Raw genomic sequence first — 20,547 nt, forward strand, 5'->3', positions numbered from 1 at the left:
AAACCGAGTGGGAAAAGACTGATTATGCCGTATGGATGCGGTCAGAGAGGGGGAGCAAGCTCCCCCTCTGGACTTTCCCCGGACACTAGTGACGCGGAGCGTGGGAACGATCATGGCGCCTGGAAAGGCCTCTTCCCGGCTGAAGCCAGTCCCACGGAGACCCCGCGTTCACCTGCAGGACTGGCTTTAGCCGCCCGCGTTGAATCAACGCGGTGAAAGGTGAACCACCATCAGTTGCACCGTTTCGTTGCCGCGGAATTCGTTCAGGTCCAGCTTGTACGCCAGCTCGACCCAGCGCACGGTCGGGTTGGGCCACACGTCGCGGTCGACGCTGAAGGCAATGCCCTCGAGCCTGACGCTGCCGCATTCGGTCTTGAGTACCATCTTCAGATGGCGCTCGCCGACCACTCGCTGCTCAACCAGCTGGAACACGCCATGGAACAACGGCTCGGGAAAGTGTTGCCCCCACGGGCCGGCATTGCGCAACGCACGGGCGAGTTCCAGATGAAACTCTTCCACCGCCAGGGTGCCGTCGGACAACAACCGGCCGGTCAGGTCTTCTTCATTGAGCTGACGGCGAACCTCGGCGTCGAAGGCTTCGGCGAATGCCGGGAAGTTGCCTTCCGGCAGCGACAGCCCGGCCGCCATCGCGTGACCGCCGAACTTGCTGATCAGCTCGGGATGTTTCGCCGCCACGGCATCGAGTGCGTCGCGGATGTGAAAGCCCGGCACCGAACGCGCCGACCCCTTCAGGACACCCTCGCCTGCACTGGCGAACGCAATGGTCGGGCGGTGATAACGCTCTTTCAAACGCGAGGCCAGAATGCCGATCACGCCTTGGTGCCACTCGGGTTCGAACAGGCACAGACCAAACGGCATCGACTCCAGCGGCAGGTCCTTGAGCTGGGCGAGCGCCTCGCGCTGCATACCCTGCTCGATGGATTTGCGGTCCTGATTGAGCTCGTCCAGCCGCACGGCCATTTCCCGCGCCTCGGTCTCGTCATCGCACAGCAGGCATTCGATGCCCAGGCTCATGTCATCCAGACGCCCCGCTGCGTTCAGGCGCGGGCCAATGATGAACCCAAGATCGGTGGAGGTGATGCGCGACGCCTCGCGCCGGGCGACATCAAGAATGGCGCGCAACCCCGGACGTGCACGCCCGGCGCGGATGCGCATCAGGCCCTGGTGCACCAGAATCCGGTTGTTGGCATCCAGCGGCACGACGTCAGCGACGCTGCCCAGGGCCACCAGATCCAGCAACTCGCCCAGATTGGGTTGAGCGCGGCCCTCGAACCAGCCGATGTCCCGCAGTCGCGCGCGCAAGGCCATCAACACATAAAAGATCACGCCGACCCCGGCCAGCGACTTGCTCGGGAAGGTGCAGCCGGGCTGGTTCGGGTTGACGATGGCATCCGCTGCCGGCAATTCGTTACCAGGCAAGTGGTGATCCGTGACCAACACCTGCAAGCCTGCCGCCTTCGCTGCCGCCACGCCTTCGACGCTGGAAATGCCGTTGTCCACGGTCATGAGCAAATCAGGCTGGCGTTCAAGGGCGACCTGGACGATTTCCGGTGTCAGGCCGTAGCCGAATTCGAAACGGTTCGGCACCAGGTAGTCCACATGGGCGGCACCGAGCAGGCGCAGGCCCATCACGCCGACGGTGCTGGCTGTCGCGCCATCGGCGTCGAAGTCGCCGACGATAAGGATGCGCTGGCGCTGCTGCAACGCCGTCACCAGCAAATCGACGGCGGCGTCGATGCCCTTGAGCTGTTGATACGGAATCAACCGGGCGAGGCCCTTGTCGAGTTCGGCCTCCGAGGCGACACCGCGGGCCGCGTACAGCCGAGTGAGCAAAGGAGGCAGGTCGCCAAGAAAAGGCAGGGTGTCAGGTAACTCGCGTGGTTCGATGCGCATTCAGGTTCCGCTGGTGTTCTCGTGGAGGCCGGCTAGGGGTTGCGATGCACTCGCGATGCCGTCGTAGCAGCGTCGCGATACCGTCGCACTGCAGGACTGAATCAGCCCCGCTCGCCCGCCAGCCACTGCAGTTGCACTTCGTGCTGGCCGCGATCATCTGTGACGAAGATCGTGCCTTCGCTGATCATCACGTCCCACTTGATCACCCGGGGCATGTCCTTGGACAGGATTTCCAGCGCCTCCTGGGGTACCGAAGCGATATTGACGTTCTTCAGCGTCTTGATCGCCGGTATGACCTTGCCTTCCCACACCCGCAGACTGCCGTAGGCCAGCAGGCTGGTGCGCTCGGTGCGGCGCGAGCACCAGGTCAGGCGGTCGGCGTCGGGCTGGCCGACTTCGATCCAGTGCAGGACACGATCGTCCAGACTCTTTTCCCACAACGCGGGTTCGTCGACGTCCGACAGACCCCGGCCAAACGACAGGTGCTCGTTGTACCAGAAGGCGTAAGCCAACAGGCGCACGGTCATGCGCTCTTCGGTCTCCGAAGGGTGACGGGCGATGGTCTGCTTGACGGTTTCGTAGACCCCGCGATCAAGGTCGGTGAGATTGAGTTCGAACTTGTAGGTCGTGGACGGCTGGGCCATGAACGGGCTTCTAGAGAGACGGGAAAGGCGCCAAGTCTACCCGATGCAGCCCCGTTGAACGACCGAACTCGATGAGCGATGCGGCTCGCCCCTCAAATGGGAGATGGGATACAACGTTCGCGAGCGGTTACTCAAGCTCACATGACATGTGTTACATAAATGAAGCACACCATCGATTCATTGCTGCGAGACGTCGTCAATGAGGGTCAACGCTTCCATGCCTGTCACCGGTCCCCGAATGCGCGTCCTGCTGATCGCCGCGTTGCTCGCCTGCGTGCCCGGTACCGTATCGGCACGAGAAACGCTGATCTGGCTGCTGCGCGATTTCCCGCCCCTGACCATATTTTCCGGCCCAGTGGCGGGCCAGGGGGCCATCGACAAGCTGATGCCCGAGCTGACCGCGCGGATGCCGGAGTACGATCACCAGATCATGCATGTCAACCGCGCGCGCGGAACGCAGATGCTCAATGACCCTGCCGTGTTTGCCTGCGATCCGACTCTGCTCTGGACGCCCGAGCGCGACAAAACCATTCTGTTTTCCATCCCCGCGTATGCCACGCCCAGTAATGGCGTGACGATCGAGCGCAGCCACCACGCGCTGTTCGCACCTTTCATCGACGCCGACGGCCGCCTCGACCTTGCCGCCCTGCTGGCCAGCGACAGCGTCGATGTCGGCATCGTCGGCGAACGCAGCTACGGCCCGGTCATCGACGAAGTGTTGCGCAAGACCAATCGCCCCGATCGTCTGATCCTGCACTACGGCAATACAGCGGTTGGCAGCATGCTGGAAATGGAACGGCTGGATCGCTTTCAGGCGATCATCAGTTACTGGCCGGAAGCCCGCTTTCACGCTCAGCAACAAGGGATTCCCCTGGATGAGCTGGAATTTCTGCCGGTCAAGGGCGTGCCCAAGTATCAGTTCGCCCACATTGCCTGTTCGAAGACCGAGAAGGGTCGCGCGGCGATGGAGGTCATCAACCGGGAAATGCGAGTGCTGCGAGTGACGCGACTGATCGGGTTTTACGCGGAGTGGATGGTCAAGAAGGAGGAATACCTGCGTGACGCCCAGACATTCTTCGATGAACCGCCGAACTGACACTGGGTGAAATTCGTGTCAGGGATCCAGTTACCGAATTGCAGACAAAAGAAACCCCGAGCAGCGGGGAGACTGCTCGGGGTCAACCGTGGTCCATCTTGGACCCGTACGGGAGGCAGCATGAACATCGGAGCACAATGCCTGCGCCTGCCGTAACTGATAGGAGCCTACTGAATAGAGAAGGTTCCCTGCGGCTCAGACGAAAGGTCGAGCTGCAGCGTAAGCGGCGGACTGGGAAACGTTGCGCATGGCAGCAATGACGCAAGGCTCGATGCGCCCTTCTGCCACCATCAAATCACGGTGAAGACCGTCTACTACGTCAGTCAGCTGACGCTTGTCGCCCAATTGCGATGCGGAAAAAACCCGTTCAATCACACTCGCACCCGCTGGACTTTTCAGCGTCACCATACGCTCGCCCAGAATACCGGCAGGGCCAATGCTCACCTGATAAGGGGACAGCGCTTCGCTCAGTAGCAAGCTGATATTTTCCATCCGGATCACCACTCAACAATTTGAATGCAAAGGTGCTAACCAATGACCATTGGCAGCAGTGGAAAGTTCTGAGCACTGTGGCGCATTGACACATGCGCACTGCCTGCCGCAGCCTGATTCCGGAGCATGCCTGCCGAATGTGACAGGCAGAGTTCACCTCCCTGACGCCTTCTCCTGCCCCAGATCGTCAAGCAGCGCCTTCAACTGGCCTGCCGCCCGCTCTGCGGCCTGACGTGCCTCGCGCAACTCGCTTTCCAGGCGCTTGCGCTCGCTGATGTCCATCCAGCCGCCGAGCAATCCCTGCATCTGACCGTCGGCGCGATGGTAGGGTACCGTCCATTGCCAGGCGTAGACCTGTCGCCCGGCCAGCGTAAGGGTGCGTTCGGTAAACACAGGCTCCTGCGTTTCCAGCAGCTTCATGTAATCCGCGTGCATTTGCCTGGCCATGTCACGGTCAACGAGATCGACGTCGATCAGGCGACGGCCCTGCATCTGTTCATAACTGATCCCGAAGCTTTCCTCATAACTGCGGTTGCAGGCGACGAGCCGGCCTTGAAGGTCACGCACATAAACAGGATTGGGGAAGGCATCGAGCAGTGTCCGTTTGAAGGCAAGCTGATCACCCAGTTGTGCCTCGGCGCGCTGGCGCTGATGAATCTGATACTTCAGGCGGCTACTCCAGGCCAGCGACATCAGGCCCAGCAACAGTGAGCCGCCCGTGACCCAATAAACCCAGTAGGGAATACGGTTCCAGACCGAAGCCGGAGCGGCTGCCGCGCCGAGCCATTTGAGGCGAATGGCGCGCATTTCCGTCACGGAAAATTCTTCCAGGGCCTTGTTCAGAATGCCGAGCAATTCGGGATGGGCCTTGACCACGGAAAAACGGTCCGGAGACCACAGCCCTTCGACGCTGCGCCCCACTTTCAGCTCGCCGGGTGGATACCGCCAGGCGCCTGCTTCGTTCTGAATAGTGGCGTGCGCCTCACCCTCCTCGACGAGCTGGCGGGCCTCGGCATAAGTGGGCACGAGCAGCAGGCGGATCTGTGGGTAGCGTGCCTGAATGAACTCCAGCAACGCATGTCGCGCGGGGAGCGCAAGGACCTTGCCGGTCATGTCCGCCAGCTGAAGGGACACGTCGCTGTCGGCGCGCTCCAGAAACACCCAGCTGTTGCCTCCAAATGCATAGGTGAAATACAGCCATTTCTTGCGCTCAGGGTTCTCGGCAAGGGTGGTGTTCATGTGGGCGCTGCCGTCTGCCAGGGTCTCAAGCAGCGACTGGGTGGAAGGCGCTTCCTGATACACAAACTGCAACCCGGTCAGGCGCGAAATTCGCGCCAACAGATCAACATTCAACCCCACCCATTGACCGCGAGTGTCTTTGTAAATGTAGGGAGGGTGCTGAGTTGACGCGACCACCACCCGCGGATGTTTACGAATCCATAACTGTTCAACGGAATTGAGACTGACTTGCCGACGAGCAGGGTCAGCGCCAAGCCCGACGGTCCATCGCCCCAGGATTTCCCGGTGTAAAGCCTCGTCCATTTCGGCCAGTACGCGGTCGATTAGCTGGTGAAGTCTCGAGTCTTCCTCCCGAAGTGCGAACGCAAAACCTGCAGGTGGCAACAGACTGTCGAACTTGCTGTGCAGCCGCAGATACGGGCGCAAGAGGCTGTAGGACTGCACCACGAGCTCGTTGGCAATCAGAGCGTCAGCGTCGTCGTGGGCCAATGCCTCCATGGCGCTATAGAGCGTCGGCGCAAGCACGATGTTGCTTGCGGGATAGATGCGCTGCACAACCGCAGCATCGGCATAGCCATCCAGCACCAGTATGCGTTTGCCTGCCAGGGCAGGCTTGAGGCGGGTGTCGTTGACTCGCCCGAACACCACCGCGCGGTCCGGCACATAGTCGCGGGTCAACGCCAGACCGGCTTGGTTTCGCTCGAATCCGCTGGCGCTGGTCAGCACGTCGATGTCGCCGTCGAGCAGTGCTTGCACCGCTTGCGCACGTTTGGCGAACCCTCGCACGTGAACGGGGATTGCCAACCGGGCGCTGACCACGCTGAGATAATCCGCGCTGATGCCCTGATAGCGATTGCGGTCGGTGGTGATGTCGACGGGCTCGTGATCGGCGACGGAAATACCAACCCGGAGTACTTTCCGTGCGTCCAGCCACTGACGGTCCGCGTCATTGAGGACGAGAGGCTGTTGCGGGAGGAAAGGCGCGCCCAGGGCGAACGGCAGGTTTTCACTGGAGTGACCGACGCGACTGTAGAGGCACACGAGCAGCAGAAATGCCCATAGTGCCGGTCCGAGATCAAGGTAACGGCCATTGAATGCCGTTGAGTACACATGTTTAACAACCACAGGCTTATCCGAAAAATGAAAATTCTTCGGAAGTGTGGCACGCAGAAAAAACAAGGCCCGCTGCGAGGCGGGCCTTAGTTGTTACACGGCGATACGGTCAGAGAGGTTTGCCACGATTACCGTGTTGGCTGACGAAGGCCTGTACGGCCTTGAGGTCATTTGGCAGGACGGTGCAGCGTTCGTCTCGCTCAAACAAATCAGACAAATGTGCAGGCAGCTCAAGTGCTTTTCCTACACCGGCCTTCAGCACGGCGTCCGGGAACTTGACCGGATGTGCCGTTCCCAGAATCACCATCGGCGTGTCCAGGCTGCGGCGGCAGTCACGTGCGGCTTTCACGCCAATCGCAGTGTGCGGATCGAGCAGCTCGCCGGTGCTGGCGAACACTTCGGCGATGGTTTTGCAGGTGTCTTCGTCACTGACCGCCAGCGAATCAAACAGCTTGCGGGTTTCGGTCCAGCGTTCTTCATCAACGCTGAAACCGCCGCCTTGCTTGAACGTGTCCATCAGCTTGGCAATCGCGCCGCCATTGCGACCGTGCATGTCGAACAGCAGACGCTCGAAGTTGGACGACACCATGATGTCCATCGACGGAGTCAACGTCGCGTGCAGGGTTTCCTTGACGTACTGATTGCCGCTCATGAAGCGGTGCAGGATGTCGTTGCGGTTGGTCGCGACCACCAGCTGGCTGATCGGCAAGCCCATGTTGCGGGCCAGGTAACCGGCGAAGATGTCGCCGAAATTGCCGGTCGGCACGGAGAACGCCACCGAACGCGCGGGGCCGCCCAATTGCAGCGATGCGTGAAAGTAGTAGACGATCTGGGCCATGATCCGCGCCCAGTTGATCGAGTTGACCGCCACCAGACGCGTGCCTTTGAGGAAGCTCTGGTCGGCGAAGCTGTTCTTGACCATTTCCTGGCAGTCGTCGAAGTTGCCTTCGATCGCGATGTTATGGATGTTCTCGCCGAAGATGGTGGTCATCTGGCGGCGCTGAACATCGGACACGCGGTTGTTCGGGTGCAGGATGAAGATGTCGACGTTGTCGCAACGACGGCAGCCCTCGATGGCGGCCGAGCCGGTGTCGCCCGAGGTAGCGCCGATGATGACCACGCGCTCGCCGCGCTTTTCGAGCACGTAGTCCAAAAGACGACCCAGCAGTTGCAGGGCGAAATCCTTGAACGCCAGGGTTGGGCCGTGAAACAGCTCCAATACCCACTCGTTGCCGTTGAGCTGACGCAGTGGCGCAATCGCAGCGTGGGAGAACACGCCGTAGGTTTCTTCGAGAATCTTCTTGAAATCCGCGTCGGGGATACTGCCCGTCACGAACGGACGCATCACGCGAAAAGCCAGCTCGTGATAAGGCAGACCGGCCCAGGATGCGATCTCTTCTTGAGTGAAGCGCGGCAGGTTTTCCGGCACATAAAGGCCGCCATCGCTCGCCAGACCGGTCAGTAGCACGTCTTCGAAATTCAGGGCCGGTGCCTGGCCGCGGGTACTGATATAGCGCATTGTTCAAACCTTCGGTTTGGGCGGCAAGCCTCAAGGGGCAAGCGGCAAGTCAAAGCGGTTTGTCTTTGACCTGCAGCCCGGTGCCCTAAGCTCACCGCGATATAAGTTTGCTGTTACTTGCGGCTTAGCGCTTAACGCAGGCGGCTCATCTCAGTTCAGATGCTCGACGCGGATGCGTACAACCGGGCCGGCGATATCTTCCAGCGCTTCCAGCGCTTCGATCGCATCGTTCATGCGCTTCTCGACCACACGGTGGGTCAGCAGAATCATCGGCACCAGGCCGTCATGTTCTTCGACTTCTTTCTGCATGATCGATTCGATATTGATGCCGCGCTCTGACAGGATGCTCGCCACCTGCGCCAGCACGCCCGGATGATCCTTGGCCTGGATGCGCAGGTAGTAGGCGCTTTCACACGCGTCGATCGGCAGAATCGGGTGGGCCGACAGCGAATCGGGCTGAAAGGCCAGATGCGGGACGCGGTTTTCAGGGTCGGTGGTCAGGGCACGGACCACGTCGACCAGATCCGCCACCACGGATGAAGCGGTCGGCTCCATGCCGGCGCCTGCGCCGTAGAACAGGGTCGAGCCGGCTGCGTCGCCGTTGACCATCACGGCGTTCATCACGCCATTGACGTTGGCGATCAGGCGGTCCGCCGGGATCAGGGTCGGGTGAACGCGCAGTTCGATACCGCTCGGGGTGCTGCGGGCGACGCCCAGGTGCTTGATGCGGTAACCCAGCGCTTCGGCGTAATTGACGTCGGCGGTGGTCAGCCTGGTGATGCCTTCGGTGTAGGCCTTGTCGAACTGCAGCGGGATGCCAAAGGCGATGGACGCCAGAATGGTCAGCTTGTGCGCCGCGTCGATGCCTTCAACGTCAAAGGTCGGATCGGCTTCTGCATAGCCCAGCGCCTGCGCTTCAGCGAGGACGTCCGGAAAGGTACGGCCCTTTTCACGCATCTCGGTGAGGATGAAGTTGCCGGTGCCGTTGATGATGCCGGCGACCCAGTTGATACGGTTGGCCGACAGGCCTTCACGAATGGCCTTGATCACCGGAATGCCACCCGCCACTGCCGCTTCGAAGGCCACGATGACGCCCTTCTCACGGGCCTTGGCGAAAATCTCGTTGCCGTGCACGGCGATCAGCGCCTTGTTGGCGGTGACCACGTGCTTGCCGTTTTCGATGGCCTTGAGCACCAGTTCGCGGGCGATGGTGTAGCCACCGATCAGCTCGATGACGATGTCGATTTCAGGGTTGCTCGCCACGTCGAACACGTCGGTCGTGGTCGGGGTACCGGTAATCTGGCAATTGGGGTTTGGTGTACGCATGGCAATCTGCGCCACTTCGATTCCACGCCCGGCACGGCGGGCAATTTCCTCGGCGTTACGCTTTAGCACATTGAAGGTACCGCCACCGACAGTACCCAGCCCACAGATGCCTACTTTGACCGGTTTCACTATGAACTCCCCATAAAACGGCCGACGCGAGGCCGGCCGTGGAATCAGCCGCATTCAACACGGCTCGCTATTGATGAAGCGCTGCAGACAGGCCGCTTCAACGTCTACCGCAGGAGGCTGCGATAAACGAAATTACTTGGCACTCAGCGCCAGTTTGGCGACTTGTGGCGCCGGCTGGTAGCCCGGGATCAGCTGACCGTCGGCCAACACGATGGCCGGTGTGCCGTTCACGCCGATCGACTGGCCGATTTCAAATTGCTTGGTGACCGGGTTGTCGCACTTGGGCGCCTGAATATTCTTGCCGTCGACCATACGGTCCATGGCACCGCGACGGTCCTTGGAGCACCACACTGCCTGAAGTTGCTCGTCACCCGGCGAACCCAGGCCCTGGCGCGGGAACGCCACGTAACGCACTTCGATGCCGCGCTTGTTCAACTCCGGCACTTCGGCGTGCAGTTTGTGGCAGTACGGGCAAGTGGTGTCGGTGAATACCGTGATGTGGGATTTGGTTTCGCCAACCGCTGGGTAGACGACCATTTCAGCGGCAGGAATGCCGTTGATAGTCTTGGAAATCGCCTGACGCTCGACCTTCTCGGTCAGGTTGACCGGCTTGCCGGCCTGCATCTGGTACAGGTTGCCCTGCATCACGAACTGGCCGTCGGCACTGGCGTACAGAACACGACCGCCTTTCAGATTGACTTCATAGAGGCCGTTCAAAGGACTGCTGGAAATGCTCTCGATGGGAATTTCCAGATTGAGCGATTCCAGGGTCTTGCGAATGGCTTTGTCGGACGCCTCATCGGCGTGGGCAAACAGGCTGAAAGAGCTGGCCAGCGCTACAACGGCAGCACCGAGAAAACGAGTAACGCGCATGAAAACTCCTCGAGCGGTGAGCAGACGGGCCGCGCTGAAAACGGGTGGCGGAAAAGCACCGGGATGTTTTCAGGGCCTTGATCTGCGAAACCGGCAAAGCCTATCACATAAGGCTCGCAAGGCCGACGCCCGCTGATGTAAGACACGTCGTAAATTACTGAAGCCACCTACCCTCTCGGGTGATGCTTCGCATGGATTTCCTGCAACCGCGCACGGGCGACGTGGGTATAGATTTGCGTGGTCGACAGGTCGCTGTGGCCGAGCAGCATCTGCACCACGCGCAGGTCGGCGCCGTGGTTGAGCAGGTGGGTGGCGAAGGCATGACGCAGGGTGTGGGGCGACAGGGATTTGCCGATACCGGCGACTTTGGCCTGGTGCTTGATGCGATGCCAGAAGGTCTGGCGGGTCATCTGTTCACCGCGCTGGCTGGGGAACAGCACGTCGCTGGGCCGACCGTTGAGCAATTCGTGGCGAGCGTCGCGCATGTAACGCTCGACCCACACGATGGCTTCCTCCCCCATCGGCACCAGCCGCTCCTTGCTGCCCTTGCCCATGATGCGCAACACGCCCTGGCGCAAGTTGACCTGCTCCAGCGTCAGGCTGATCAGTTCGGTCACCCGCAGTCCGCAGGCGTAGAGCACTTCAAGCATGGCTCGGTCGCGCTGACCGATGGCGTCACTCAGGTCGGGGGCAGCCAGCAAGGCTTCGACGTCGGCTTCGGACAAGGATTTGGGAAGTGGCTTGCCCAGCTGCGGCATGTCGACCTGCAACGTCGGGTCAACCGCAATCAGCTTTTCTCTGAGCAGGTAGCGATAGAAGCCGCGCACGCCGGAAAGCAAACGTGCCGTCGAGCGAGGTTTGTAGCCATTGTCGACCCGCCACCCCAAGTGGTCGAGAATCGCTTCGCGACTGACGCTCATCAGGTCCACGCCCTTTTCCTGCAACCAGCCGTTGAACAGCGCGAGGTCACTGCGATAGGCATCGCGCGTGTTGTCCGACAGCCCTTTCTCCAGCCACAGGGCATCGAGGAAGCGGTCGATCATGGGATGGTCAATGGCAGGCATGGGTTCTGACTTGAGTGATGGAAAGCGGCGGGCAGTTTTTCATAACTGCGCAGGCGGGACAAAACCAAATGCCAGAAAGCAAAAAAGCAGCCCGTAGGCTGCTTTTTCATTCGCATGGGAAGACTGGGATTAAACCAGTTTTTCCTTGATGCGAGCTGCTTTACCGGACAGGTCACGCAGGTAGTACAGCTTGGCCTTGCGAACGTCGCCGCGACGTTTCACAGCCATGCTGTCGATTTGCGGGCTGTAGGTCTGGAAAGTACGTTCAACGCCGACACCGTTGGAGATTTTACGAACAGTGAAAGCACTGTTCACACCACGGTTACGCTTGGCGATAACAACGCCTTCGAACGCCTGCAGACGAGCGCGGTCGCCTTCCTTCACTTTCACCTGAACGACAATGGTGTCGCCCGGGGCAAAGGGAGGGATCTCTTTGGTCATCTGCTCTGCTTCGAGTGCAAGGATGATTTTGTTAGTCATGCTGTGCTCCTAAGGTAAACCGGTTTGATTTACCATCGATACGTTAACTATCGTCCCGCTCGCGGAGGTATTCCGCCAGCAGCTTCTTCTCTTCTCCAGAAAGCGAGCGGCTTTCCAGAAGATCGGCGCGTCGTTCATAGGTCCGCCCAAGGGACTGCTGTAAACGCCAACGCCGGATGTGTGCGTGATTGCCACTAAGCAATACGTCGGGAACACGCTGATCCGCATACACCTCCGGTCGGGTGTAGTGCGGGCAATCCAGCAGACCATCCGTGAAGGAATCTTCCTCCGCGGAATCTACATGCCCTAAAGCTCCAGGCAGCAGTCGCGTAACCGCATCTATCAGGACCATGGCTGGCAGCTCACCGCCAGATAACACATAGTCGCCAATCGACCACTCTTCATCGACATGAGCTTCAATAAAACGCTCGTCAACGCCTTCATAACGACCGGCAATCAGGATAAGTGCTTCTTCCTGCGCCAGTTCGCGTACCGCAGACTGATCCAGCTTGCGGCCTTGTGGTGACAGGTAAATCACCTTCGCCGCATCCCCCGCTGCCTGCCTGGCCTGAGCCAGAGCATCTTCGAGGGGCTTGATCTTCATCACCATGCCAGGGCCACCGCCAAACGGGCGATCGTCCACAGTGTGATGTCGATCAGTGGTGTAATCCCGCGGATTCCAACAGGTGAGCTGCAACAGCTCCTGTTTCACCGCACGGCTGGTAATGCCGTATTCGCTGATGGCGGAAAACATCTCGGGAAACAGCGTGATGACTTCTATGCGCAGGCTGGCCATTGCTTAGAAATCCGCGTCCCATTCCACCTTCATCTCGCCTGCAACCAGATCAACTGCCAACACGCATTGCTCCGTATAGGGCAAAAGGCGTTCGCGATCGTCCAGACTGCCTGCGCAGGGTTTGACCACCATTACATCGTTGGCGCCGGTTTCCAGAAGATGATCGACCTTCCCGAGCAACTGCCCAAGACCATCAATGACCTTCAGACCTTCAAGCTGGTACCAGTAGTACTCGCCGTCGGTCAATTCAGGGAACAGATTGCGCGGCACGCAGATCTCATAACCGGCCAGAAGACGGGCTTCTTCACGATCATCAAGACCCTTGAGCTTGGCGACCAGGAACTTGTCGTTCCCGCGTCCACTGACCAGCTCGACCTGTTTCACATTGCCCTCGCGCTTGAGCGTCCAGGTTTTGTACTGCAACAGGTTTTCGGTTGGATCAGTAAAGGAATAGACCTTCACTTCGCCGCGAACGCCGTGTACCGAGTAAATCTTGCCGATGACGATCAGATCGTCGGCGGAAGCTGGCGTCGCGTTCATATTGCTCAGGCCGCAGCCTTGGCAGATTCCTTCAACAGCGAAGCAACACGCTCAGAAGGTTGTGCACCAACGCTCAGCCAGTAGGCCAGACGCTCTTGGTTCACGGACAGACGGATTTCCTGACCACGGGCAACCGGGTTGAAGAAACCGATTTGTTCCTTGTGGGAACCGTCACGTGGGTTGCGGCTGTCGGTGACAGTCAGGTGGTAGAACGGGCGCTTTTTAGAGCCGCCAAGGGCAAGACGGATTGTTAGCATTGAACAATTTTCCTGTAGTCGGTGCTGCAAATCTAAGATGCACAGCGGGCATGGGTGCCCGAAAGGCCGCATATTCTAAGGAATATCCGGATTTTTGCAAATGACTTTTTCCGGCGTACGCCGTCGGGCCACCTAGATCTGCCATGGAGCCGTCAGGGATGACGGCGTTGAGTGCCTGCAGAAGCAGGCCACCGGGACGGTTGCCCCAATGAAGAACGCGCGGGAATAACGCCCGCGCGATGCAATTTACATTTTGGGCATACCGCCGCCGGGCAACATTCCGCCCATGCCGCGCATCATTTTGGCCATACCGCCCTTGGTCGAAAACTTTTTCATCATCTTCTGCATCTGTTTGTGCTGCTTGATCAGACGACCGATGTCCTGCACCTGGGTACCGGAACCCATGGCGATACGGCGCTTGCGTGAACCGCTGATCAGGTCAGGGTCGCGACGCTCGGCCGGGGTCATCGAATTGATGATGGCTTCCATCTGCTTGAACTGCTTTTCGGCCGCGCCTTGCGCGTTGCCCATCTGCGACAGGTTCACGCCACCGATGCTTGGCAGTTTATCCATGAGCCCGCCCAGGCCGCCCATGTTCTTCATTTGTTGCAGCTGATCGCGGAAGTCTTCGAGGTCGAAGCCCTTGCCCTTCTTCAACTTCTTGGCCAGTTTGTCGGCCTTGTCCTTGTCGAGGGTCTGTTCGGCTTGCTCGATCAGGCTGAGCACGTCGCCCATGCCGAGGATCCGCGACGCGATACGGTCCGGGTGGAAAGGCTCCAGCGCCTCGCTCTTCTCGCCCATACCGATGAACTTGATCGGCTTGCCAGTAATGGCGCGCACCGACAGCGCAGCACCGCCACGGGCGTCGCCGTCGACCTTGGTCAGGATCACACCGGTCAGCGGCAGCGCGTCACCGAACGCCTTGGCCGTGTTGGCGGCGTCCTGACCGGTCATGGCGTCGACGACGAACAGCGTCTCGGCCGGCTTGACCGCCGCGTGCAGCGCCTGGATCTCGCCCATCATCTCGGCGTCGATGTGCAGACGACCGGCGGTGTCGAGAATCACGACGTCGATGAACTTGAGCCTGGCTTCTTTAATAGCTGCTTCGGCAATGTCCACCGGCTTCTGGCTGATGTCGGACGGGAAGAACGTCACGCCGATGTCGTTGGCCAGGGTTTCCAGCTGCTTGATCGCGGCCGGACGATAGACGTCCGCCGACACCAGCATCACGGTTTTCTTTTTGCGTTCTTTCAGGAATCGGGCGAGCTTGCCGGCAGTGGTGGTCTTGCCCGCACCTTGCAGACCCGCCATCAGGATGACCGCCGGCGGCGTGACGTTGAGGGTCAGCTCTTCGTTGGCCGCCCCCATCATCTCTTCCAGCTCGGCCTGGACGATCTTCACGAACGCCTGGCCCGGCGTCAGGCTGCGCGACACCTCGGTGCCGACGGCGCGCTCCTTGATGCGATTGACGAAGTCTTTGACAACCGGCAAGGCGACGTCGGCTTCAAGCAGCGCCATACGCACTTCACGCAGTGTGTCCTTGATGTTGTCCTCGGTCAGCTTGGCCTTGCCAGTGACCTGGCGCAGCGTCTGCGAGAGACGATCTGTCAGATTTTCAAACATGCGTGATCCTTTGGGTTCGCGCTGAACCCCGATTGATGCGGCCCGGCCCGTAGCGGCCTTTTCAGTCGGCTGCCGACATCGCGACGCCTGCGCTTTACAGGATGGCTATCAATAATAGCGACGCTATAAAGGCGGCTGAAACAGCGATCGGCGAGCCTGTGGCTTGAGCAGGTCGCGGATTATAGCGAAGAGTCCGGCGCACGGACACCACGGCGTCTGCTTCTGTAGTCTTTCGTGAAATGCGCGTTTTATGCCAAACTCACCCGCTTTCGGGCACGCCCAACAGGATCTATGTTCCCCTTGTCACCGAGTTTGCTCTTCAGCCTCGCCGCCGCCGTCTTTTACGCCGCTGCGACCGTCTACCAGGGTATGCGCCTGCGTCAGGGCCAAAAGGCTGACAAATGGCTGCTGTGCCTGATCGGCACCCTTGCCGTTGCCTGCCAGGCCAGTGCCCTGTTCGGCCAACTGGTGCGCCCTATCGGCCTGGGTCTGGACTTTTTCAGTGCCGCCAGCCTGATTGCTGTTGCCGTGATCATCGTGACCATGCTCGCGTGCATTCGCCTCCCGGTCGAAATCCTGCTGATCCTTCTGTTCCCGCTGGGGCTGCTGACGACCCTGATGGCCCAGTTCGCGCCCTCCGGTACGCTGCAGCCCATCATTGAAGAACACGGCATCATCAGCCATATCCTGCTGTCGATCCTCGCCTACGGGATGTTCACCATTGCAGTCTTCCAGTCTTTGCTCTTGCTGCTGCAGGATCGTCAACTGAAGAACAAGCACCCCCTTGGCCTGATCAAAAGCTTCCCCCCGCTGCAGACCATGGAAAGCCTGCTCTTCGGCTTTCTATGGGCCGGCTGGGTCCTGCTGTCGATGTCGCTGATTTCCGGCTGGCTGTTCGTCGAAAACCTGTTTGCCCAGCATCTGGTGCACAAAACCCTGCTGTCGATCCTCGCGTGGATGGTCTTCAGTGTGCTGCTCTGGGGGCGTCATCACCTGGGCTGGCGCGGCCACAAAGCGATCCGCTGGACGCTGGGCGGGTTCCTGCTCCTGATGCTGGCCTACTTCGGCAGCAAGCTCGTTCGTGAATATATCCTGCACATCTGACGGGCGTTGATCATGGATAATCTGCCGGTCGGCACAATGCTCGCGCTGCTTGCCCTGCTCACGCTGTGGTCAGGGCTGTTCAGTGCAGTCGAGGCGGCGCACCACAATCTCAGGGCGATGCCGGTCAATCCACGCTCCAACGAGCCACCGAAGCCGGTTCTTGCGTTCAACCTCAACAGCCTCATTCTCGGCAACACGCTGCTCAAGGCGCTGATTACCGTCCTCGCCACGTTGCTTGCCATCGGGCACTGGAATTTCCACGGTCCGCTGATTGCCTGGCTGGGCGTCGCCAGCGTGCTGGTGGTGGTGACCGAGTTCATTCCACGAAAGCTGGCGGCCCGTCGTCCCGAGTCGATCCTGTTGCTGGGCAACAACGTGCTGCGCATTCCGGTTCGGCTACTGCAACCGCTGACCTGGATCTACAAGAACATCGCCAAGACGCTGCTGCGCCCTTTTCTGTCGAAGCGTCGGCCAGACACCATCGATGACGAAGACGACACGCACCCGGCGGTCTATCAGGACAACGAAAGCCAGTATGGCCGCGCCCATGTGATCTCCGGGATTTACGCGCTGGACCGCATGACCGTAAATGACATCCTGGTGCCGCGCAGCGAAGTCGACGGTATCAACCTCGACGACAGCATCGAGGAGATCATCGACAAGCTGATCATCTCCCGTCACACCCGTCTGCCGGTCTATCACAACGACATCAATCAGGTGGAAGGCGTGCTCAACACGCGGATGATCAGCCACCTGCTGCCGCGCAACGAGCTGACCAAAGAGGCGCTTCAAGCCGCCTGCTACGAACCCTACTTCGTGCCGGAGAGCACGCCGCTGCAGATGCAACTGCTCAATTTCCACAAACAGCAGCGGCGCATGGGCGTGGTGGTCGATGAATACGGCGAAGTGCTGGGCATCGTCAGCCTTGAGGACATTCTCGAGGAGATCGTCGGCGAGTTCGAAAGCGAGCAGGCCCTCGATAACCCGCACATCCAGCCGCAGCCTGACGGGCGCCTGGTGATCGAAGGCGCGGCGTCGATTCGCGATCTGAATAAAAGCCTCGGCTGGCATCTGCCCTCCGATGGTCCCAAAACCCTCAACGGTTTGATCACCGAAGCGCTGGAAACCATCCCCAACAGCGCGGTCTGCCTGAAGATCGGCCCCTACCGCCTGGAAATCCTCGAGACCGAAGACAACCGCGTCAGCCGGGTGCTGATGTGGTTGAACACCCGCACCAAAGACGTGATCTGAAAAGGCAGCCGGCGCTTTGTAACACTTGTTTCCGCGCCGATCCCCTTCCTATAATCGATCCGCTTACCCAGCCCCGCCGCTCCGCGTGCTATCCGCACAATCCGCGATCCGGCCAGTCCCACAGCCTGACCGCTCACGCGACACCCTGGCTTTCGCTCCCATCCCGAGCACGCCACGCGCCTTTGCCCGCATCCGGGCTAGTCTGTTCAGCGCTGGACCAAAAAAACAATTAACGATTGCCGCAGCGCGCGTACGAATCTTCGTCTCCCGCTGACAGGCGATACGACTGCCAGGGATATCCCCATGACCACGACTTCTGCCTGTCCAACCCGCGACGACAGCGAGGCCCGCCCCGCCAATTCTGCGGCCCGCGTCGCCACCGCCAGTTTCATCGGCACCGCCATCGAGTTCTACGATTTCTACGTGTACGCCACCGCCGCCGCGCTGGTGATCGGGCCTGTGTTCTTCCCGCAAACCTCCAGCACCGCACAGATGCTGTCAGCGTTTCTGACATTCGGGATCGCCTTTCTCGCACGTCCCCTGGGCTCGGCGCTGTTCGGCCACTTCGGTGATCGCGTCGGCCGCAAATCGACACTGGTCGCCTCACTGCTGCTCATGGGCGTCTGCACCACGTTGATCGGCATTTTGCCGGGCTACGATGCCATCGGGTCATGGGCGCCGATCCTGCTTTGTGTGCTGCGCTTCGGCCAGGGCCTCGGACTGGGCGGCGAATGGGGCGGCGCGGCGTTGCTAGCGACCGAGAACGCCCCCAAGGGCAAACGGGCGTGGTTTGGCATGTTCCCGCAACTGGGCCCATCGATCGGCTTCCTCGCGGCAAACGGGCTGTTTCTGACATTGGCGATGACCCTGGATGACGAGCAATTCCGCTCCTGGGGCTGGCGCGTGCCGTTTCTGCTCAGCGCTGTGCTAGTGATCATCGGGCTGTATGTGCGCCTGAAGCTTGAGGAAACGCCTGTTTTCGCCAAGGCCATCGCCCGCCATGAGCGTGTGAAATTGCCGATTGCCGAGCTGTTCGGTCAGTACTGGAAGCCGATGCTGCTGGGGGCAGCGTCAATGGTGGTGTGCTACGCGTTGTTCTATATCTCCACCGTCTTCTCGCTGAGCTATGGCGTGAAAACGCTTGGTTACAGCCGCGAGTCGTTTCTGGCGATGCTGTGTTTTGCGGTGCTGTTCATGGCCCTCGCCACGCCGCTTTCGGCTTTGGCGAGTGACCGATTTGGTCGCAAGCCGGTGCTGGTCATCGGCGGCGTGCTGGCGATCCTGTCGGGCTTTCTGATGGAGCCTTTGCTGACCCACGGCACGACTTGGGCGGTGACGCTGTTTCTGTCGATCGAGCTGTTTCTCATGGGTGTCACCTTCGCGCCAATGGGGGCGATGTTGCCGGAGCTGTTTCCTACGCGGGTGCGTTATACCGGCGCGTCGGCGGCTTACAACATCGGCGGCATTGTCGGCGCCTCGGTCGCCCCTTTCTTCGCGCAGAAGCTGGTGGAAATGGGTGGTCTGAGCTGGGTCGGTGGGTATGTGTCGGCGGCGGCGCTGATCAGCGTGGTTGCCGTGCTGTGCCTGAAAGAAACCCGGCACGCGGATCTGGACACGATTGCCTGACCGCACCAGAAACGTACGTGTAGGAGCGCGCTTGCCCGCGAATGCGGTGTGTCAGTCACTGCATCCGAACCTGACACACAGCAATCGCGGGCAAGCGCGCGCCTACAGTGTCTGCGGTGTGGCGGGTGACAGAGTTATGCCTTGGCAACCGCATACGTGAGCACAGTGACCAAACAAAAACGGCGCCCCTGAGGGCGCCGTTTTTTATTTAGCGTGACGCTTACAACTGAACCTTCACCGCCATCGACGCGCGGGTGGCCTTGCGACGGGCTGCTTCGACGGACTCGTCACGGGCCAGTGCCACGCCCATGCGGCGCTGACCATTGACCTCGGGCTTGCCGAACAGACGCAGCGCGGTGTCCGGTTCGCTCAGGGCTTGCTCCAGGTTGGCGAACGCCGTCTGGGTCGAGTGACCTTCCACCAGAATCACCGCCGACGCCGATGGGCCGAACTGGCGAATCAACGGGATCGGCAGGCCGAGAATGGCGCGGGCGTGCAGCGCGAACTGCGACAGGTCCTGGGAAATCAGCGTGACCAGGCCAGTGTCGTGGGGGCGCGGCGAGACTTCGCTGAACCAGACCTGATCGCCCTTGATGAACAACTCGACACCAAACAGACCGCGGCCACCCAGCGCCTCGGTTACCGCCTTGGCGACGCGCTCGGACTCGGCCAATGCCACCGGGCTCATGGCCTGGGGCTGCCACGATTCCTGATAGTCGCCCTTCTCCTGACGATGGCCGACCGGTGCGCAGAAGGTGGTGCCGCCGACGTGACGTACGGTCAGCAGCGTGATTTCGTAATCGAAATCGATGAAGCCTTCGATGATCACCCGGCCTTTGCCGGCACGACCGCCTTCCTGAGCATAGTCCCAGGCCTTCTGAATGTCAGCGTCGGTTTTCAGCAGGCTCTGGCCCTTGCCCGACGAGCTCATCACCGGCTTGACCACGCACGGGAAGCCCAGGTCTTCGACGGCCTTTTTGTAGTCTTCGAAGGTGTCGGCAAAGTGATACGGCGAGGTCGGCAGGTCCAGCTCTTCAGCGGCCAGGCGACGAATGCCTTCGCGGTTCATGGTCAGCTGCGCAGCGCGGGCCGTCGGAATGACCGTGAAGCCTTCGGACTCCAGCTCCACCAGGGTCGCGGTGGCGATGGCTTCGATTTCCGGGACGATGTAATGGGGCTTCTCAGACTCGATCACCGCACGCAACGCTGCCCCGTCGAGCATATTGATGACATGGCTGCGGTGCGCGACCTGCATCGCCGGAGCATTGGCGTAACGGTCGACGGCAATCACTTCAACGCCCAGGCGTTGCAGCTCGATCACCACTTCCTTGCCAAGCTCGCCGCAACCGCAGAGCAAAACGCGGGTCGCGGTCGGCGACAGTGGAGTTCCGATTTGAGTCATCTCAGGTCCTCGTGGAGCAGGTCGAGGGTTGCTCGCCGTGTGCAGGCAACCGCAGGTAG

18 protein-coding genes are annotated in these 20,547 nt (G+C 60.3%); 4 read left to right on the top strand and 14 right to left on the bottom strand.

Annotated features, from left to right (window positions below; translation table 11 throughout):
• Positions 1-204: 204 nt before the first annotated feature.
• Both recJ and EC919_RS20350 read right to left on the bottom strand, forming a co-directional pair.
• On the bottom strand, positions 205-1,914 hold the full coding sequence (recJ, locus tag EC919_RS20345) for a single-stranded-DNA-specific exonuclease RecJ (RefSeq protein ID WP_133776161.1): 1,710 nt from the start codon (positions 1,912-1,914) through the stop codon (positions 205-207).
• A gap of 101 nt (positions 1,915-2,015) precedes the next feature.
• Entirely contained in the window at positions 2,016-2,558 is a 543-nt protein-coding gene (locus tag EC919_RS20350) for a YaeQ family protein (RefSeq protein ID WP_133776162.1), read from the bottom strand.
• 250 nt (positions 2,559-2,808) lie between these two features.
• On the opposite strand from EC919_RS20350, the gene EC919_RS20355 reads away from it, so the two are divergent.
• Positions 2,809-3,654 (top strand): TIGR02285 family protein, encoded by an 846-nt coding sequence (locus EC919_RS20355; RefSeq protein WP_432213834.1) that lies wholly within the window; start codon positions 2,809-2,811, stop codon positions 3,652-3,654.
• Between the two features lie 195 nt (positions 3,655-3,849).
• Here the strand turns inward: EC919_RS20355 and EC919_RS20360 are convergent, their stop codons facing one another.
• The 11 genes from EC919_RS20360 to ffh form a co-directional block, all read right to left on the bottom strand.
• Positions 3,850-4,146 carry a DUF3509 domain-containing protein gene (locus tag EC919_RS20360; protein ID WP_133776164.1) on the bottom strand — a complete coding sequence of 99 codons (297 nt, stop codon included), beginning with the start codon at positions 4,144-4,146 and terminating at the stop codon, positions 3,850-3,852.
• A gap of 153 nt (positions 4,147-4,299) precedes the next feature.
• Positions 4,300-6,510, bottom strand: a complete 2,211-nt coding sequence (locus EC919_RS20365) for a transporter substrate-binding domain-containing protein (protein ID WP_243842302.1) — start codon at positions 6,508-6,510, stop codon at positions 4,300-4,302.
• A 97-nt stretch (positions 6,511-6,607) separates the two neighbouring features.
• Entirely contained in the window at positions 6,608-8,017 is a 1,410-nt protein-coding gene (gene thrC / locus EC919_RS20370) for a threonine synthase (protein WP_133776165.1), read from the bottom strand.
• A 150-nt stretch (positions 8,018-8,167) separates the two neighbouring features.
• Complete coding sequence (locus EC919_RS20375; protein WP_133776166.1) at positions 8,168-9,472, bottom strand: homoserine dehydrogenase; 1,305 nt, start codon at positions 9,470-9,472, stop codon at positions 8,168-8,170.
• 132 nt (positions 9,473-9,604) lie between these two features.
• Entirely contained in the window at positions 9,605-10,345 is a 741-nt protein-coding gene (gene dsbC, locus EC919_RS20380) for a bifunctional protein-disulfide isomerase/oxidoreductase DsbC (protein ID WP_133776167.1), read from the bottom strand.
• Positions 10,346-10,512: 167 nt separating this feature from the next.
• Positions 10,513-11,409 carry a site-specific tyrosine recombinase XerD gene (gene xerD / locus EC919_RS20385; protein ID WP_133776168.1) on the bottom strand — a complete coding sequence of 299 codons (897 nt, stop codon included), beginning with the start codon at positions 11,407-11,409 and terminating at the stop codon, positions 10,513-10,515.
• Positions 11,410-11,538: 129 nt separating this feature from the next.
• On the bottom strand, positions 11,539-11,889 hold the full coding sequence (rplS, locus tag EC919_RS20390) for a 50S ribosomal protein L19 (RefSeq protein ID WP_037012438.1): 351 nt from the start codon (positions 11,887-11,889) through the stop codon (positions 11,539-11,541).
• A gap of 43 nt (positions 11,890-11,932) precedes the next feature.
• Entirely contained in the window at positions 11,933-12,685 is a 753-nt protein-coding gene (gene trmD / locus EC919_RS20395; protein WP_065989956.1) for a tRNA (guanosine(37)-N1)-methyltransferase TrmD, read from the bottom strand.
• Between the two features lie 3 nt (positions 12,686-12,688).
• Positions 12,689-13,225 carry a ribosome maturation factor RimM gene (rimM, locus tag EC919_RS20400; RefSeq protein ID WP_037012440.1) on the bottom strand — a complete coding sequence of 179 codons (537 nt, stop codon included), beginning with the start codon at positions 13,223-13,225 and terminating at the stop codon, positions 12,689-12,691.
• Positions 13,226-13,230: 5 nt separating this feature from the next.
• A complete protein-coding gene (rpsP, locus tag EC919_RS20405) occupies positions 13,231-13,482 on the bottom strand; it encodes a 30S ribosomal protein S16 (RefSeq protein ID WP_037012442.1) in 252 nt (83 codons plus the stop codon).
• Positions 13,483-13,728: 246 nt separating this feature from the next.
• Positions 13,729-15,105: a signal recognition particle protein gene (gene ffh, locus EC919_RS20410; protein ID WP_133776169.1), complete on the bottom strand. Its 1,377-nt coding sequence runs from the start codon at positions 15,103-15,105 to the stop codon at positions 13,729-13,731.
• A 291-nt stretch (positions 15,106-15,396) separates the two neighbouring features.
• Here ffh and EC919_RS20415 point away from each other — a divergent pair, with 291 nt between their 5' ends.
• The 3 genes from EC919_RS20415 (at position 15,397) to EC919_RS20425 (ending at position 19,086) form a co-directional block, all read left to right on the top strand.
• Positions 15,397-16,209 (top strand): cytochrome C assembly family protein, encoded by an 813-nt coding sequence (locus EC919_RS20415; protein WP_133776170.1) that lies wholly within the window; start codon positions 15,397-15,399, stop codon positions 16,207-16,209.
• 12 nt (positions 16,210-16,221) lie between these two features.
• A complete protein-coding gene (locus EC919_RS20420) occupies positions 16,222-17,460 on the top strand; it encodes a transporter associated domain-containing protein (RefSeq protein ID WP_133776171.1) in 1,239 nt (412 codons plus the stop codon).
• 303 nt (positions 17,461-17,763) lie between these two features.
• Complete coding sequence (locus EC919_RS20425; RefSeq protein ID WP_133776172.1) at positions 17,764-19,086, top strand: MFS transporter; 1,323 nt, start codon at positions 17,764-17,766, stop codon at positions 19,084-19,086.
• 220 nt (positions 19,087-19,306) lie between these two features.
• On the opposite strand, the gene purT is transcribed toward EC919_RS20425, so the two are convergent.
• Entirely contained in the window at positions 19,307-20,488 is a 1,182-nt protein-coding gene (gene purT, locus EC919_RS20430) for a formate-dependent phosphoribosylglycinamide formyltransferase (protein WP_133776173.1), read from the bottom strand.
• Positions 20,489-20,547: the final 59 nt, after the last annotated feature.

The organism is Pseudomonas graminis (assembly GCF_004364335.1).
Taxonomy (GTDB): domain Bacteria; phylum Pseudomonadota; class Gammaproteobacteria; order Pseudomonadales; family Pseudomonadaceae; genus Aquipseudomonas; species Aquipseudomonas graminis_D.